Source organism: Vulcaniibacterium gelatinicum, assembly GCF_008033445.1.
GTDB lineage: Bacteria > Pseudomonadota > Gammaproteobacteria > Xanthomonadales > Xanthomonadaceae > Vulcaniibacterium_B > Vulcaniibacterium_B gelatinicum.
In genome coordinates this window covers 1-16,520 of record NZ_VNKO01000018.1, presented here as the reverse complement: position 1 = coordinate 16,520, position 16,520 = coordinate 1, and the positions used below count along the sequence as shown (strand labels likewise).

At 73.7% G+C, this 16,520-nt stretch carries 13 protein-coding genes; 2 read left to right on the top strand and 11 right to left on the bottom strand.

Going from position 1 to position 16,520, the window contains the following annotated elements:
• Positions 1–28 precede the first annotated feature (28 nt).
• Entirely contained in the window at positions 29–2,635 is a 2,607-nt protein-coding gene (locus FPV26_RS10530; protein WP_147653842.1) for an alpha-amylase family glycosyl hydrolase, read from the bottom strand.
• Positions 2,636–2,924: 289 nt separating this feature from the next.
• Here FPV26_RS10530 and FPV26_RS10525 point away from each other — a divergent pair, with 289 nt between their 5' ends.
• Both FPV26_RS10525 and FPV26_RS10520 read left to right on the top strand, forming a co-directional pair.
• On the top strand, positions 2,925–5,582 hold the full coding sequence (locus FPV26_RS10525) for a TonB-dependent receptor (RefSeq protein WP_181952636.1): 2,658 nt from the start codon (positions 2,925–2,927) through the stop codon (positions 5,580–5,582).
• A gap of 104 nt (positions 5,583–5,686) precedes the next feature.
• Positions 5,687–7,102, top strand: coding sequence for a solute:sodium symporter family transporter (locus FPV26_RS10520; RefSeq protein WP_147653840.1), 1,416 nt, complete (start codon positions 5,687–5,689; stop codon positions 7,100–7,102).
• Between the two features lie 207 nt (positions 7,103–7,309).
• Here FPV26_RS10520 and eda read toward each other — a convergent pair whose 3' ends face one another.
• From eda to rhlB, 10 genes are all read right to left on the bottom strand, one after another.
• Positions 7,310–7,966 (bottom strand): bifunctional 4-hydroxy-2-oxoglutarate aldolase/2-dehydro-3-deoxy-phosphogluconate aldolase, encoded by a 657-nt coding sequence (gene eda, locus FPV26_RS10515; RefSeq protein WP_147653876.1) that lies wholly within the window; start codon positions 7,964–7,966, stop codon positions 7,310–7,312.
• Complete coding sequence (glk, locus tag FPV26_RS10510) at positions 7,963–8,955, bottom strand: glucokinase (RefSeq protein WP_147653839.1); 993 nt, start codon at positions 8,953–8,955, stop codon at positions 7,963–7,965. Before glk ends, eda begins: the two co-directional genes overlap by 4 nt.
• Positions 8,952–10,799 carry a phosphogluconate dehydratase gene (gene edd / locus FPV26_RS10505; protein ID WP_147653838.1) on the bottom strand — a complete coding sequence of 616 codons (1,848 nt, stop codon included), beginning with the start codon at positions 10,797–10,799 and terminating at the stop codon, positions 8,952–8,954. Before edd ends, glk begins: the two co-directional genes overlap by 4 nt.
• Positions 10,799–11,506 carry a 6-phosphogluconolactonase gene (gene pgl, locus FPV26_RS10500; RefSeq protein WP_181952635.1) on the bottom strand — a complete coding sequence of 236 codons (708 nt, stop codon included), beginning with the start codon at positions 11,504–11,506 and terminating at the stop codon, positions 10,799–10,801. Before pgl ends, edd begins: the two co-directional genes overlap by 1 nt.
• Before the next feature lie 5 nt (positions 11,507–11,511).
• Positions 11,512–12,990 (bottom strand): glucose-6-phosphate dehydrogenase, encoded by a 1,479-nt coding sequence (gene zwf / locus FPV26_RS10495; protein ID WP_147653836.1) that lies wholly within the window; start codon positions 12,988–12,990, stop codon positions 11,512–11,514.
• A 76-nt stretch (positions 12,991–13,066) separates the two neighbouring features.
• Positions 13,067–13,813: a uracil-DNA glycosylase gene (ung, locus tag FPV26_RS10490; protein ID WP_147653835.1), complete on the bottom strand. Its 747-nt coding sequence runs from the start codon at positions 13,811–13,813 to the stop codon at positions 13,067–13,069.
• Positions 13,788–14,630: a response regulator gene (locus FPV26_RS10485; RefSeq protein WP_147653834.1), complete on the bottom strand. Its 843-nt coding sequence runs from the start codon at positions 14,628–14,630 to the stop codon at positions 13,788–13,790. The genes ung and FPV26_RS10485 overlap by 26 nt, the downstream gene beginning before the upstream one ends.
• A gap of 10 nt (positions 14,631–14,640) precedes the next feature.
• On the bottom strand, positions 14,641–15,585 hold the full coding sequence (gene ftsX / locus FPV26_RS10480; RefSeq protein WP_147653833.1) for a permease-like cell division protein FtsX: 945 nt from the start codon (positions 15,583–15,585) through the stop codon (positions 14,641–14,643).
• On the bottom strand, positions 15,578–16,267 hold the full coding sequence (gene ftsE / locus FPV26_RS10475; RefSeq protein WP_147653832.1) for a cell division ATP-binding protein FtsE: 690 nt from the start codon (positions 16,265–16,267) through the stop codon (positions 15,578–15,580). The genes ftsX and ftsE overlap by 8 nt, the downstream gene beginning before the upstream one ends.
• Positions 16,268–16,290: 23 nt before the next feature.
• Positions 16,291–16,520, bottom strand: a 230-nt coding sequence (gene rhlB, locus FPV26_RS12685; RefSeq protein WP_181952634.1) for an ATP-dependent RNA helicase RhlB, incomplete at its 5' end; no start/stop codon positions are given.

Sequence of the window (16,520 nt, the reverse complement as noted above, 5' to 3'; positions counted from 1 at the left end):
CGGCGCGCCGGGCTGAGCGCGCCGCGCCTCACGGCAGCACGATCACCCCGGCGTCGTCCAGCACCAGCGGGTCGCGGGCGCCGTCGCCGCCGCCGAAGCGGTGCGTGTCGGCAACGGGGGCGAGCGGGCGGAAGCCGCCGTCGTAGTCCCAGGTGCTCACGTACAGGCGCGCGCCGTGCAGCGTGGCCGGGCGGCCGAGGGCGCGGGCGGTGAAGGTCAGGGTGAGCGTGCGCCGCGTGCGGTCCACGGCGAGCTGCGGGCCGGGCACCTGGGCGCGGCCTTCGTGCGTGGCCGTGGCGCCTTCGGGGTCGGACCAGGCCAGCGACCAGCCGTGCGCGCGCAGGCGCCGGTGCCAGCGCATGCCGGCGGGCAGGGTGGCGTTCTGCTGCGGCATGACCGAGGTGCCGCCGGGAGTGCCGGGCAGTTCGACGAACAGGGTCAGCGCGACATGGTCGAAGCCGTGGGCCGGGTTCCACAGCGCGGTCAGCGCGCCCAGGGTCAGTTCCACCTTCAGCGCGCGGCCGGCGCGCCACACCCGCACCCGGCGCAGGTCGCCCTGGCGCGCGGCCCAGCCGGGATCGGTGGGATAGACGTACCGGCCCGCGGGGCCGGTGTCGTCGCCGGCCGGATCCTCGCGCTCGGCGACCAGTTGCCAGTCGCGCGCGATGCGGAAGCGTTGCCGCGGCGAGGCCTGGCCGCGCTGCGCATCCCAGGCCACCAGTCCATGTTCGACCTCCTCGGCGAGGTCGTCGGTGTCGAGTTCGGCGCGCCAGCGGCCGGTGGCGTCGGCGAACGCGGTGGCCGCGGCGTCGAGGTCGCCGTCCACCACCAGCTGCACGCGCGTGCCCGGCGCGGCGGTGCCCGAGACCGCCACGCGTTCCCCGGCGCGCGGCTGCGGCGGGTCGAGCGTGGGCGCGGGCGCCGCGGCGGGTGCCACCGCCGCCGGCGTCTGCGCCAGCCACACGGTTCCGCTGCGCGGCGGCAGCACCAGGCTCAGCGTGCCGTCGGCGGCCACGCTCCGTTCCGGCGCCGCGCCGGCGAGCGCGAAGCGGCCCGCCAGGCGGGTGCCGGCGGGCAGGCCGGTGGCCAGGCGGTCGAGCAGCACCGCGTGCTCGGCGGTGTTGAACACCACCAGCGCCGTCTGCGCGGGACAGGCCGCGCATGCGGCGCGGGCGTCGGCGTGCGGGTCGTAGTCCATGCGGTAGGCGAACGCGCCCGGGCCGGCCGCGCTCTCCGCCAGCACCGTCGGCACGCCGCGCGAGAACACCGGGTGCGCGCGTCGCAGCGCGATCGCGCCCTGCAGGAAGCGGTACAGCGGCGCGCCGGGGTCGAACCGGTCGCGCCCGCCCGAGCCGTGGCCGCGCGCGAACATCGCCGCGCGCGGCGCGGTGAAGCCCTGCTCGGTGCCGTAGTAGATCACCGGGATCCCGGGCAGGGTCAGGATCGCCAGCAGCGCCTGCTTCAGCGCGGCCTCGCTGCCGCCGGCCAGGAACCGGTCCACGTCGTGGTTGTCCACGAACGTGGGCATGCGGTGCGGATCGGCGTGCACCCGCATCATGCTGGCGATGCGGTGGCCGAGCTCGGCGGTCGGCCGCCCGCGCGCGAACACCTCGGCGAGCGTGCCGTAGAGCGGGAAGTTGATCATCGCCGGCAGCAGCGGTCCGGCGGCGTCGCGCGCATAGCCCTCGATCCGGCGCGCCTGCGTGTCCTCGTAGGCGCGGTCGAGGGCGAAGCCCTCGCCGAACACATGGAAGTCCGCGCGCCCGGTGGCCCGCGCCACGTGCATCACGCCCGGTGCGCGCGGGTCGTCGGCATCGAGGAAGTCGCGGAAGTACGCCGGCGGCACGTAGAACGCGGTGTCCACCCGGAACGCGTCCACTCCGACTTCGCGGATCCAGCCGCCATAGGCCTTGCGCAGCGCGCGGCGCACCACGGGGTGCTCGGTATTGAGATCGTCCAGGCCGGCGAGCTGCCAGGTGAGCACCTGCGCCGGATCGGCGAAGTCGCGGATGTCCGGGGTCCAGTGGTACAGGCCGGCGGCGCGGTGGCGCGGATCCTGCGGATCGTTGCGGTCGAACGGCGGCTGCGCGGGCGCCCGTCGCCCGCGCGCGTCGGGATGGCGGCGGCAGCGTGCGGCGGCGTCAGCCGCATCGCCCGCGCGCGTGCAGTGGAAGAAGTCCGCGGTGTGGTTCACCACCACGTCCTGCACCAGGTACATGCCGCGCGCGTGCAGCGCCCGCGCCAGCGCGCGGTAGTCGGCCAGCGTGCCGTAGTGCGGGTCCACCGCGTCGAAGCGTTCGGCCCAGTAGCCGTGGTAGCCGCCGTAGCGGCTGCGCGGGTTCCACCACTGGTTCGCCACCGGCGGGGTGATCCACAGCGCGGTCGCGCCCAGGCCGCGGATGTAGTCGAGCCGGCGGGTCAGGCCGCGCAGGTCGCCGCCGCTGTACTTGCGGTGATCGGCGGGGTCGTACTCGTCCGCGCCCTGGTCGTTGTTGCGCGGCTCGCCGTCGTCGAAGCGGTCCACCAGGGCGAAGTAGACGACCTGGTCGCGCCAGTCGGGCGAGGGCACGTGCAGCGCGCCGCGTTCGCCGGCGACGGCCGCGCCGGCGAGCAGGGCGAGCGCGGACAGCAGCATGAACGGGCGGGGCCGGAGCGGGGCGGGGCGCGAACGGGTCATCGGAATGGCGGCGGCAGCGCGGGACGCGGCCGCCGGACGATGCCATGCCGGCGTGACCGGCGCGGCGCTCCGCCGCGGCGATCGCCATGAATACGTATGCAGCGGACGTTGTGCGGCGCGTGCCCGCACTACCATCGCCGGGCGTTCAGGGGAGCGGCACCGGCGGCGCGCGAGCGGTGCGCACCGGGGCGGCTGCGACGACACATTCCGAAGTTCCGGAGGGGAAATGCGGCAGTTGAAACGAAACATGCTGAGCGTGGCGCTCGCCTCGGCGACGCTGATGCTGGTCGCCAACGTGCAGGCCCAGGAGGCGCAGGCGGCCGACGAGGCGCAGGAAGAGGAAGCGAAGAAGCAGGAGGATGAGGCGCGCACGCTCGACCGCGTGGTCGTCACCGGCATCCGCCGCGGCATCGAGGCCTCGATCGAGGCCAAGCAGGCGGCGAGTTCGATCGTCGAGGCGGTCTCGGCCGAGGACATCGGCAAGCTGCCCGACACCTCGATCGCCGACTCGATCGCGCGCCTGCCCGGCCTGTCCGCGCAGCGCTTCGGCGGCCGCCCGCAGGAGATCCACATCCGCGGCTTCTCCGGCGACTTCTCCACCACCACCCTCAACGGCCGCGAGCAGGTCAGCCTGGGCAACAACCGCGGCGTCGAGTTCGACCAGTACCCCTCCGAGCTGATGAGCCAGGTGCTGGTGTACAAGACCCAGGACGCCTCGCTGGTCGGCCAGGGCCTGTCCGGCACCGTGGACCTGCGCACCGTGCGCCCGCTCGAGTTCGGCGAGCGTGCCGTCGCCGTGAACCTGCGCGGCGACATGAACAAGCTCGGCGACTCGAAGGAATACGGCAACCGTTTCAGCATCTCCTACATCGACCAGTTCGCCGACGACACCGTCGGCCTGGCGCTCGGCTATGCGCGCCTGAACAACCCGGTGCAGGGCCACCAGTTCGAGTCCTGGGGCTATCCGGGCGGCGCGATCGGCGGCGGCAAGCTGTACGACATCCAGAACGACAACGAGCGCGACGGCTTCATGGGCGTGCTCGAGTTCAAGCCCAACGACTTCTACTCCACCACACTCGACGTCTTCTACTCCAAGTTCGACAAGGAGGAGTTCAAGCGCGGCATGGAGTTCGGCTTCGAGTGGGGCGCGGCCGGGCCGCCGGTGAGCCGCACCAACAACGCCAACGGCACCGCGGTGGAGGCCACCTTCACCAACTTCCGGCCGGTGATCCGCAACGACTTCAACGCCGCCTACGACGACCTGTTCTCGATCGGCTGGGAGCACAAGATCCGGCTGAACGAGGACTGGCGCGTGCGCGCCGACATCAGCCACTCCAGCGCCAAGCGCGAGGAGCGGATCCTGGAGACCTACGCCGGGCTCAACCCCGGGCTCAGCGACACGGTCCACGTGCGTCTGAACCCCGCCGGCTACTTCGATTTCGACTTCGGCCTGGATTACGGCAACCCCTCGATCCTGCGCCTGACCGACGCCGGCGGCTGGGGCCAGGACGGCTATCTGAAGGACTTCACCGTCGAGGACGCGCTGACCGCGGTGCGCTTCGACTTCGAGCGCAGCTTCGAGGCCGGCGCGCTGAGCAGCCTGGAGTTCGGCGCCAACCTCACCGACCGCACCAAGAGCCGCGCCTCCGACGAGGCCTTCCTGTGCCTGCAGGCCTGCCGTGACGGCGCCTCGCGGCCGTTCCCGACCGACCTGCTCAACGCCACCGCGTTCGGGTTCGCCGGGCTCGAGAACCTGGCCGGCTACGACGCGCGCCAGGCGCTGGCGCGGTTCTACACCCTGCGCCCGAACTCGCACCCGGACATCAGCAACAAGAACTGGGAGGTGCACGAGGAGGTCACCACCGCCTACGTGCAGGCCAACCTCGACTTCAGCCTGGGCACGGTCACGGTGACCGGCAACGTCGGCGTGCAGGCGGTCGCGGTGGACCAGTCCTCGACCGGCGTGGCCACCTTCCAGGGCGTGCCGCTGGGCGAGCCGGCCACGCGCGGGGCGAACTACGTGGACTACCTGCCGAGCCTGAACCTGAAGTTCCACCTGCCGGCCGAGCAGTACCTCCGCTTCGGCGCCGGGCGGCAGATGGCGCGGCCGCGCATGGACCAGATGCGCGGCAACGCCACCTACGGCCTCAACCTCACCCGCAACATCTGGGAAGGCGGCGGCGGCAATCCGGCGCTCGAACCCTGGCTGGCCGACGCCTTCGACCTGAGCTACGAAAAGTATTTCGGCGACCGCGGCTACGTCAGCGCCGGCTACTTCTACAAGGACCTCAAGAGCTACATCTACGAGCAGGTCACCCCGTTCGACTTCAGCCTGCTGCCGCAACCGCCGGCGTCGGTGCTGCCGCCGGTGCTGCCACCGTCCACGATCGGCGAGTTCCGCCAGCCGATCAACGGCGAGGGCGGCACGCTCAAGGGCTACGAGCTCGCGGTCTCGATCCCGTTCGATCTGTTGTGGAAGCCGCTCGAGGGCTTCGGCCTGGTCGCCAACTACTCCAACATCGAGAGCGAGATCCAGCCGTTCGGCCCCGGCACCACCCAGCCGCTGCCGGGCCTGTCCAAGCACGTCTCGAACGCGACCCTGTACTACGAGCGCCACGGCTTCTCCGCCCGCGTCAGCCGGCGCAGCCGCACCGACTTCTTCGGCGAGGTGCAGGGCTTCGGCGGCGACCGCACCCAGCGCGTGTTCGAGGGCGAGACGATCATTGATCTCCAGGTCGGCTACACCTTCCAGTCGGGCCCGCTGCAGAACCTCTCTCTCCTGCTGCAGGTCAACAACCTGGAGAACGAGCCGTTCACCTCGACCTTCGACGGCATGGACGACCGGCCGCGCGAGTTCTTCGAGTTCGGCCGCACGTACCTGTTCGGCGTGAACTACCGCTTCTGAGCGTGAGGCTCCGGGCGGTACCGTTGACCCCTGCCGGCTCACCCCCGCCGGCAGGGGTTTTTTGTTGACGCGCGCGGCGCGACGGGAAACGGCGGCGGATGACGATGGATGCGAACCTGGCGCAGGTGGCGGTGTTCCTGGGGCTGACCGCACTGGTGGCGGTGCTGACCTGGTGGCGCTGCCGGCACGAGCGGCGCGGCGCGGACGCGGCGCACGACTATTTCCTGGCCGGCGGCACGCTGGGCTGGCCGTTCATCGCCGGCTCGCTGCTGCTGACCAACCTCAGCGCCGAGCAGATCGTGGGCATGAACGGGGCGCAGGCGATGCTGGTGGCGTGGTGGGAGTTCGGCGCCGCGGCCGGGCTGCTGGTGCTGGCGCACGTGCTGGTGCCGCTGTACTACCGGTACCGCTGCACCACCACCACCGAGCTGCTGGAGCGGCGCCTGGGCGATGCCGGGCTGCGGCGCACGGTGTCGGCGCTGTTCATGCTCGGCTACATGTTCATCCTGCTGCCGGTGGTGCTGTACACCGGCGCGGTGTTCATGAAGTCCATGTTCGCGCTGCAGATGTCGGTGTTCACGATCTCGCTGCTGTTCGCGCTCGGCGGGCTGGCCTACGCGGCGTTCGGCGGCCTGCGCGCGATCGCGATCTCCGACACCTACAACGGCCTGGGGCTGCTGGTGATGGGCGTGGCGGTGACGCTGTTCGCGCTGCACGCGGTGGGCTGGGACCTGTCCGGGATCCCGGCCGAGCGCTGGACGCTGGTCGGCGACGGGGACTCGGACATCCCGTGGCACACGCTGCTGACCGGGATGCTGTTCATCCACGTGTTCTACTGGGGCACCAACATGGTCATCGCGCAGCGCGCGCTGGCCGCGGACTCGGTGCGCGAGGCGCAGAAGGGCATCTACGCGGCGGCCGCGTTCAAGATGCTCACGCCGCTGATCGTGGTGTTCCCCGGAGTGATCGCCTTCAAGCTGTACGGCGACGTGGGCGACGTGGCCTACGGGCGGCTGGTCGGCGACGTGCTGCCGCCGTGGCTGTCGGGGGCGTTCGCGGCGGTGATCACGGGGGCGGTGCTGTCGAGCTTCAATTCGTGCCTGAACTCGGCGGCGGCGCTGTACACCTGCGACTTCCACCTGGCGCGGATCAACCCGCGCGCCGACGCGCGCCGGATCGGGCAGTGGGTGGCGGTGGTGTTCACCGCGGTGTCGCTGGCGATGGTGCCGCTGTACCAGCACTCGCAGAGCATCATCGCCACGCTGCAGCAGCTCAACGGGCTGTACTCGATGCCGGTGCTGGCGGCGTTCATTGTCGCGGTGTTCTTCCGCGGCGCCAACGCGCGCGCGCTGCGCATCGCGCTGGTGTTCGGCGCGGCGCTGTACGCGGTGTTCACCTTCGTGTGGACACCGCTGCACTACATCCACCTGATGTTCATCACCCTGCTCACGACGATCGCCCTGGCCTGGCTGCTCGGCCGGCTGCTGCCGGCGCAGGCGGAGCAGCGGCAGACGGCCTGAGAGCCGGCCTGCCTGTTGTGCGGGCAGGTGCGAGTGTCGGTCGCTTCGGGCGGGGGCGCCGGTCTGCCTGGGGTGGGGTTCGCCGCGTGGGCTCCGCGTCCGGACAGGATGTCCTGACCGAGCGGAGAGCGACACCCCCGCGCACTGAGCCCGGGCCGATCAAACTTCCCGGAACTCGAACAGGGGCCGACCAACCCTCCCGCCGCCTTACGCCGCCGCGCCGCCCCGCAACCCCGCACACGCCCGCGCCAGCGCCGTGATCGTGTCCCAGTCGCCTGCCTGCAGCGCCGCCGCCGGCACCATCCACGAACCGCCCACCGTGAGCACGTTGGCCAGCGCCAGATAGCGCGGCGCCGACTGCGCGTCGATCCCGCCGGTCGGACAGAACCGCGCCTGCGGGAACGGGCCCGCGAACGCGCGCAGCGCCGCCACCCCTCCGCTGGCCTCGGCCGGGAAGAACTTGAAGCGCGTGCACCCGTGCTCCAGCCCCCGCATCAACTCGCTCGCCGTCGCGATCCCCGGCAGCAACGGCACCGCGCTGGTCCGCGCCGCCGCGTACAACGCCTCCGTCGCCCCCGGCGCGATCGCGAACGCCGCCCCCGCCTCCGCCACACTGACCAGATCCTGCGGCGTCAGCACCGTGCCCGCCCCCACCACCGCCTCGGGCAGCGCCGCGCGGATCGCCCGGATCGCATCCAGCGCCGCATCGGTGCGCAGCGTCACCTCCAGCACCGGCAGCCCGCCCTCCAGCAGCGCCCGCGCCAGCGGCACCGCATCGTCCAGCCGCGCGATCGCCAGCACCGGCAACACCGGCACGCGGCCCAGCAGCGCGTCCAGCCGGCGCGCGTGCGTGTCCGGATTCATTTCCTGCATGACGCTGCCTCCGCATTCGCGCGCAGCGCCATCGCCGCGCCGAGCAACCCCGGCTGGGAATGGGTGACGACCTGGATCGCCACCGACTCGAGCAGCGAGGCGAACCGGCCCTTGGCCAGGAACCGCTCGCGGAACGCGCTCGAACGCAGGAACGGCACGAACCGCGGCACGATCCCGCCGGCGATGGTCACCGTGCGCGCGCCGTGGATCAGCGCGCAGTCGCCGGCCACACTGCCCAGCACCGCGCAGAACCGGGCCAGCGCCCGGCGCGCCACGATGTCGTGGCCGGCCAGCGCCGCCGCCACGATCGCGGCCGGCTCGCGCAGCTCGCGGGTGTCGTGCGGCAGCCCGCGCAGCACCGCATCCACGTGCGCCAGCCCGCTGCCGCTGAGCACGCGCTCGTTCGAGGCGCGGCCGAAGCGGCCCACCAGCCAGTGCGCGATCGCCTGCTCCTCCTCGCCGAGCGGCGCGAAGCTGACATGCCCGCCCTCGGTCTCGACCACCTCCCAGCCGCGCGCCTCGGCGCCGACCAGCAGCGCCACGCCCAGGCCGGTGCCCGGCCCGAGCACGCTCACCGGGCCGGGCAGCGTGTCCTCGTCGGGGCCGTACAGATGCACGCGCTCGTGCGCCTGCAGCACCGGCACCGCCCGCGCCACCGCGCCGAAATCGTTGAGCAGCACCAGCTCGGTCAATCCCAGCGCCTCGCGCAACTCGCTGCGGGTGAACGACCAGGCGCGGTTGGTCAGGCGGATCTCCTCGCCCTGCACCGGGCAGGCGACCGCGATCGCGGCCCGGCGCGGGGTCACGCCGACTTCGGCCAGGTAATGCTCGGCCGCATGCTGCAGGCTGGCGAACCGCGCCGCCGGCAGCGAGCGCGGCTGCAGCACCTCCGGCCGCGGCGCGGCCGGATCGGTGAGCGCGAAACGCACGTTGGTGCCGCCGATGTCGGCGAGCAGCGCCAGGGGGACCTGCGCGCTCATGCGCCGTCCTCCTCGGCGACGAACAGGCTGCACGCGCCCTGCTCGGCCGTGCCCGCGCGGGCCCGCATCAGCGCGAACAGCTCGCGGCCCAGCCCGTGCCGGTGCGCGGCCAGCGCCGGCCGCACCGGCGTACGCGCCTGCCACACGGCCGGCTCCACGCGCGCCTCGACCACGCCTGCGGCGGCGTCGATGCGGATCGGGTCGCCCTCGCGCAGGCGCGCGATCGGGCCGCCGTCGGCCGCCTCCGGGGTGAGGTGGATCGCCGCCAGCACCTTGCCCGAGGCGCCGGACATGCGCCCGTCGGTGAGCAGGGCCACGCGCTGGCCGCGGTCCTGCAGCACCGACAGCGTGGGCGTGAGCTTGTGCAGCTCCGGCATGCCGTTCGCGCGCGGGCCCTGGCCGCGCACCACGGCGACGAAATCGCCTTCGAGCGCGCCGGCCTTGAACGCCTCCAGCAGCGCGTCCTGCGATTCGAACACCCGCGCCGGCGCCTCGATCGCGCGCAGCTCCGGCGCCACCGCCGACACCTTGACGATGGCGCGGCCGAGGTTGCCGGCGAGCGTGCGCAGCCCGCCCTCGCGGTCGAACGGAGCGTCCACCCCGCGCAGCACCGACGGGTCGAGCGAACGCGCCGGCGGCTCGCGCCAGCGCAGCACGGTGCCGTCGAGCCACGGCTCCTGCGCCTGCCGGCGCAGGTCGCCGCCGTGCACGCAGCGGATGTCGGGGTGCAGCAGGCCCGCGTCGAGCAGCTCGCGGATCACGAAGCCCAGGCCGCCGGCGGCGTGGAAGTGGTTCACGTCGGCGCTGCCGTTCGGGTAGATGCGCGCCAGCAGCGGCGTGACCCGCGACAGCGCGTCCAGGTCGTCCCAGTCGATGCGCAGGCCGGCCGCACGCGCGATCGCCACCAGGTGGATGGCGTGGTTGGTGGAACCGCCGGTCGCGGCCAGGCCGACCATCGCGTTGACGATCGCCTTCTCGTCCACGGTCTCGGCCAGCGGGCGGTAGTCCGCGCCGAGCGCGGTGATGCGCAGCGCCTGCTCGGTGGCGGCCACGGTCAGCGCGTCGCGCAGCGCCGTGCCGGGGTGGACGAAGGCGGCGCCGGGCAGGTGCAGGCCCATCACCTCCATCAGCATCTGGTTGGAGTTGGCGGTGCCGTAGAAGGTGCAGGTGCCGGGGCCGTGGTAGGACGCGGCCTCGGCCTCGAGCAGCTCCTCGCGGCTGGCCTTGCCCTCCGCGTAGCGCTGCCGCACCGCGGCCTTGTCCCGGTTCGGCAGGCCCGAGGTCATCGGCCCGGCCGGGACGAAGATCGCCGGCAAATGGCCGAAGCCGAGCGCGCCGATCAGCAGGCCCGGCACGATCTTGTCGCACACGCCCAGGCACAGCGCGGCGTCGAACATGTCGTGCGAGAGCGCGATCGCGGTGGCCAGGGCGATGGTGTCGCGCGAGAACAGCGACAGTTCCATGCCCGCGCGCCCCTGGGTCACGCCGTCGCACATCGCCGGCACGCCGCCGGCCACCTGCGCGCTGCCGCCGGCGTTGCGCGCGGCCATGCGGATCAGCGCGGGATAGGTCTCGAACGGCTGGTGCGCCGAGAGCATGTCGTTGTAGGCGGTGACGATGCCGAGGTTGGCGCCGCGGCCGCCGCGCAGCGCCGGCTTGTCGGGGCCGGCGGCGGCGAAGCCGTGGGCGAGGTTGCCGCAGCTCAGCCGGGTGCGCGCCGGCGCGGACAGGCGCGCGGCGCGCATGCGCGCCAGATAGTCGGCGCGCGGTTCGCGGCTGCGCGCGGCGATGCGCGCGGTGACCTCGGCGACGACGGGATGCAACGGGGCGGGCGCGGGGGGCATCACGGGCTCCAGTGGATCCGAACGCACGTGTCCGGCGCGTGCAGGAGCGCGGCGGCGGGCAGGTGCAGCGGATCGGCATCAAACGCCTGCGCCCGCGCCAGCGCGGCGCGCTTGTCCGCGCCCTGGCACGCCAGCAGCACGCGCCGCGCGCGCAGCAGCCGCGCGAGCGACAGCGAGATGCGCGGGAACGGCGCCTCCGGCGGCAGCGGCTGCGGATCCACCCGGCCAGCATCGCACGTCGCACCGGGCCCGAGCAGCGCGGGCAGCTGCGGCGCGCCGGGGAACAGCGAGGCGATGTGGGCGTCCGCGCCGATCCCGAGCAGGACCGCGTCGAACGGCTCCGGTTGCGCCGCGAGCAGGGCGCGGGCGTGCGCCTCCGAGCGCGCCGGATCGCCGTCGGCGCAGGTCAGCGCGTCGAACGCGAGCGCCGGCGCCGCGGCGAACGCTGCGCGCAGCGCGCGCAGGTTGCAGGCCGGGTGCTCGTGCGGCACGCAGCGCTCGTCGCTCGGCAGCACCGTCACCCGCGCCCACGGCAGCGGCTGCGCGGCGAGGACGCGGCAGGCAGGCAGGGGCGTGCGCCCGCCGGCGAGGACGAGACGGGCGCGCCCGCGTGCGGCCAGCGCCTCGCGGCAGGCCGCGGCGAGCTCGTCCGCGATCGCCGCGGCGAGCGCTTCCGGGCCGGGATGGATGAACTCGAGCCAGGCCATGCGCATCACTCGCGCCAGCTGTGGCCGCGCCGCTCGGTGAGCGCGATCGCCGCGGCCGGGCCCCAGGTGCCGGCGGCGTAGGGCCTGGGCGCGTGGTCGCCGTGGCGCCAGCCGTCGAGCACCGCGTCCACCCATTCCCACGCGGCCTCGGTCTCGTCGCGGCGCACGAACAGCGTGCCGTTGCCTTCCAGCGCGTCCAGGTACAGGCGCTCGTAGGCCGGACGGCGGCGGTGCGCGGCGAATTCCTCGTGCAGGTCGAGGTCGAGCGCGACCTGCGACAGGCGCACCCCGGCGCGGTCCAGGCCCGGCGTCTTGTGCATCAGCAGCAGCTCGATCCGTTCCTCCGGCTGCAGCCGGATCACCAGCGCGTTCGGCTCGATCCGCGCGCCGGGGAAGATCGAGTGCGGCACCGCGCGCAACTGCAGGAAGATCTCGGTCGCGCGCCGCGGCAGGCGCTTGCCGGTGCGCAGGTAGAACGGCACGCCGGACCAGCGCCAGTTGTCCACGTGCGCGCGGATGGCGACGAAGGTCTCGGTGCGGCTTGGGTGGCCGAGTTCCTCGATGTAGCCGGGCACGGCCTGGCCGCCGACCGCACCGGCGACGTACTGGCCGGCGACGGTCTCGGCGGCGACTTCGGCGCGGCCGATCGGGCGCAGCGCGCGCAGCACCTTCAGCTTCTCGTTGCGCACCGCGGTCGGCTCGAACTGCGAGGGCGGCTCCATCGCGGCCAGGCACAGCAGCTGCAGCAGGTGGTTCTGCAGCATGTCGCGCATCGCGCCGGAGCCGTCGTAGTAGTCGCCGCGGCCTTCCACGCCGACCGCCTCGGCCACGGTGATCTGCACCTGCTCGACGTGACGGGCGTTCCACAGTGGCTCGAACAGCGCGTTGCCGAAGCGCAGGGCGAGCAGGTTCTGCACCCCTTCCTTGCCCAGGTAGTGGTCCACCCGGAACACGCAGTCCTCGGCGAACACGCGGGCGACGCCGTCGTTGATCGCGATCGCGCTGGCGAGGTCGTGGCCGATCGGCTTCTCCAGCATGACCCGGGTGCCGGCGCCGGCCAGGCCGTGGGCGGCGAGCGCGTCGCAGATCGGCGCGTAGAAGCGCGGCGCGGTGCTGAGGTGGTAGACGACCTCGCCCTCGCGCAGGGCGCGGATGCGCGCGCCCAGGCGCGCCATGTCGGCGGCGTCGCGGGTGTCGGCCGCCACGTAGTCCAGGCGCGCGAGCAGGCCGTCGAGCCGGTCGCGGTCGAACTCGCGCGCGGGCACCTGGCGCTGCACGGCGGCGGCGACCAGCGCGCGGAACGCATCGGCGTCGTGACCGCCGCGCGCGGTGCCGAGGATGCGCAGGCGCTCGGGCAGCAGGCCGTCGGCGTGCAGGCCGTACAGCGAGGGAAACAGCATGCGCTGCGCGAGGTCGCCGGTGGCGCCGAAGATCACGAGCAGGGTGGCGGGCGCGCGTGTCGCGGCGACGGGGACCAAGACCATCCCGCAAGCCTACCGGCGCCGGTGGCGGCGCGGCGCGTGCATACGTTTGCAGGGGGCGGCGCCGCGCGCGCCGGGCTCAGCCGCCGGCCAGGCGTGCCGCCGGCGGCAGCGACCAGTCGATCGGCGCCTGTCCGTGCCGCTGCAGGTAGTCGTTGGCCGCGGAGAAATGCCCGCAGCCGAGGAAGCCGCGGTGCGCCGACAGCGGCGAGGGATGCGGGGCCTTGAGCACGCGGTGGCGGCGCGGGTCGATGCGCGCGCCCTTCTTCTGCGCGTAGCTGCCCCAGAGCAGGAACACCAGGTGCTCGCGCTCGCGGTTGAGCACGTCCACGACGTGGTCGGTGAAGCCCTCCCAGCCGCGGCCGGCGTGCGCGCCGGGGCTGCCGTCCTCGACCGTGAGCACGGCGTTGAGCAGCAGCACGCCCTGCCGCGCCCAGGGTTCCAGGCAGCCGTGGTCCGGCCGCGGGATGCCGAGGTCGCGGCCGAGTTCCTTGAAGATGTTCTCCAGCGACGGCGGCGGCGCCACCCCGGGCGGCACCGAGAAGCACAGGCCGTGCGCCTGGCCGGGGCCGTGGTACGGGTCCTGGCCGAGGATCACCACCTTGACCTGCTCGAACGGCGTGGCGTCGAGCGCGGCGAAGATCCGCGGCCCCGGCGGATAGATCCGCGCGCCCTCCGCCTTGCGCCGGCGCAGGAACGCGGCCAGCTGCCGCATGTCCTCGCGCAGCAGGTACTCGCCCACGCGCGCCTTCCAGCCCGGCTCGAGCCGGATCCGGGTGTCGGCGCCGGCGGGCGCGGCCTCAGGCGTCGAACACGCGTCGCTCATCCACCTTCGCCGCGCGCAACTGGAACAGGATCTTGGTCACCAGCAGGCGCTCCTCGATCGGCTTGAGCACCAGGTCGTTGGCGCCCTCGCGCAGCAGCGTGCTCTGGTTGTCGCGGTTGGCGTCGCCGGTCATCACCAGCACCGGCAGCGCGCGCTTGTCGTAGCCGAACTCGCCGCGGATGCGTGCCAGCAGGTCGCGGCCGCTGAGCGCGCCCTTCAGGTACACGTCGGTGAGCACCAGGTCCGCGCCCGGCGCGTCGGCGGTGTCGCGGTGCATCTGCAGGTACTCGATCGCCTCCTCGGCGCCGAGCGTGTGGATCACCTTCAGGCCCTGGCGCTGCAGCATGCGGCTGGTGGCGGCGGCGACCACGCGGCTGTCCTCCACGTACAGCACGCGCGCGCCGGCGATCGGCTCGGGCTGCACGTAGCCGCGGATGAACGTGGCCAGCGCGGCGTGGCCGAGCGCCTTGTCGAAGTAGTCGGTGACGTCCGCGCCCAGGCTGCGGTCCTCCAGCCGCGACTGCACGTCGCCGGAGACCACGATCACCGGCACGTAGGCCTGCCCGGCCGCCTCGCGCACCAGGCGCGCGAGCTGCAGGCCGTCGCCGTCGGGCAGCACCAGCGCAGTGGTGACCAGGTCCACCGCGCCGGCGGCGAGCGCGGCGCGCGCCTCCTCCAGGCCGCCGCAGCCGATCACCTCCACGTTCGGCAGCTCGCGCCGCAGCACGTCGCCGATCAGCTTGCGCACGAGCTTGGAGCCGTCCACCACCATCACCCGCGGGGCGTCGCTCACCAGGTGGCGCAGGTCGTGGTCCATGCGGAAGCCGTCAGGGAGAGGTGGGGCGGGTCTGGCGCAGGAAATGCCCGGTCACGATACCCGCGCCGAGCCAGCCGAGCACGGTCGCGCCGAGCAGCACCAGGCCGGCTTGCCGCGGATCGAGCCCGTGCAGGGCGAAGCGGCTGCCGTAGCTGGCCGCCAGCTCCGCGATCGGTGCCTGCAGCGCCAGGTGCGCGGCGCTGAGCACGGCCAGCGCCAGCGCGCCCGCGGCCAGCCCGTACCAGGCGCCCAGGTACAGGAACGGACGGCGGATGAAGCCGTCGCTGGCGCCGAGCAGCTGCAGCACGCCCAGTTCCTCGCGCCGCGCCTGGATGTCCAGGCGCACGGTGTTGCCGACCACCAGCAGCGCGCCCAGGCCGAGCAGCGCCGCCAGCACCAGCGCCACGCGGCGGCCGAAGCGCAGCCAGCCGTCCAGGCGCTGCCGCCACAGCGCGTCGTGCTGCACCTGGTCGGCCTCGGGCAGGTGGGCGAGCGAGTTCGCCAGCAGCAGCTCGTCGCCGCGCGGGCGCACCAGCAACAGGCTCGGCAGCGGATTGGCCGCCGGATCCGCGGCGCGCAGGACCTCGATCGCCTCGGCCAGTTCCGGCTGCCGGCGCAGCTGCGCCAGGCCCTGGGCCGGGGTGCGCAGTTCCACTGCGGCCACGTCGGCGCGCGCGCGCAGCTCGGCGGCCAGCGCCTGCGCCCGCGTCACCGGCACCTCCGGCTTCAGGAACACGCCGATCTCGCGCGCGCTCTGCACGCTGCCGGCCAGGCGTTCGAGGTTGGCGAGCACGATCCCGAGCCCGAGCGGCAGCGCCAGCGCCAGGCCCATCACCCCGACCGTGAGCAGCGTCGCCCACGGCCGGCGGAAGCAGCGGCCCAGGCTCGCCACCAGGCTGTAGCCGTGGTGCGCGAGCCAGGCGCCGAGGCGGGTGGCGTGGGCGCGCTCAGGCATCGGCCAGGTCCTCCGGCGCGATGTCGTCCACCAGCCGGCCGCGGTCGAGCACCAGCACGCGCTTGCGCATGCGCTTGATCAGGCCAAGGTCGTGGCTGGCCACCAGCACGCTGGTGCCGCGTTCGGGCAGCGCGGCGAACAGGGCCATGATCTCGGCCGAGAGGGTCGGGTCGAGGTTGCCGGTCGGTTCGTCGGCGATCAGCAGCGGCGGCTCGGCGACCAGCGCGCGTGCGATCCCGACCCGCTGCTGCTCGCCGGCCGACAGCTGCGAGGGCAGCGCGCGCTCGCGTTCGGCCAGGCCCAGCCGCTCGAGCATCGCCCGCACCCGCTTGCCGGTCTCGGCCCGCTTCATGCCGCGCAGGATCAGCGGCAGGGCCACGTTCTCGCCCACGCTGCGGTCCATCAGCAGGCGGTGGTCCTGGTACACCACGCCGACGTTGCGCCGGTGCAGCGGCACGCGCGCGCCGCGCACCTTGTTGAGGTTGCGCTCGCCGAACAGGACCGCGCCGCGGCTGGGCCGTTCGGCGAGCTGGATCAGCTTGAGCAGGGTGCTCTTGCCGGCGCCGGAGTGGCCGGTGACGAACAGCATCTCGCCCGGCCGGACCTCGAAGCTGACGTCCGACAGCGCGACCTGTCCCCCGGGATACTGCTTGCTGACGTGGTCGAAGCGCAGCGCGGCCATGCGCGCAGTATCGCAGTCCGGGCTCAGTGCTGCGACTGCGGTCCGCGCTTGATCAACGCGCGCAGGCCGCGCTTGATCCGGGTCAGCAGCGAGGGCGCGGCCTCGGCCGGCGGCGGCGAAGGCGGCGGCGTGGTCAACGCGGCGGCCTCGCCCTCGATCCGGCGTCCGCCGCGCCGGCGCCGGCGCTTGCGCGGCGGGCGCGTGTCCTCCGCCACCGCGACCGTGGCCGCGGGCGCGGCCGGGGACGGCGCCG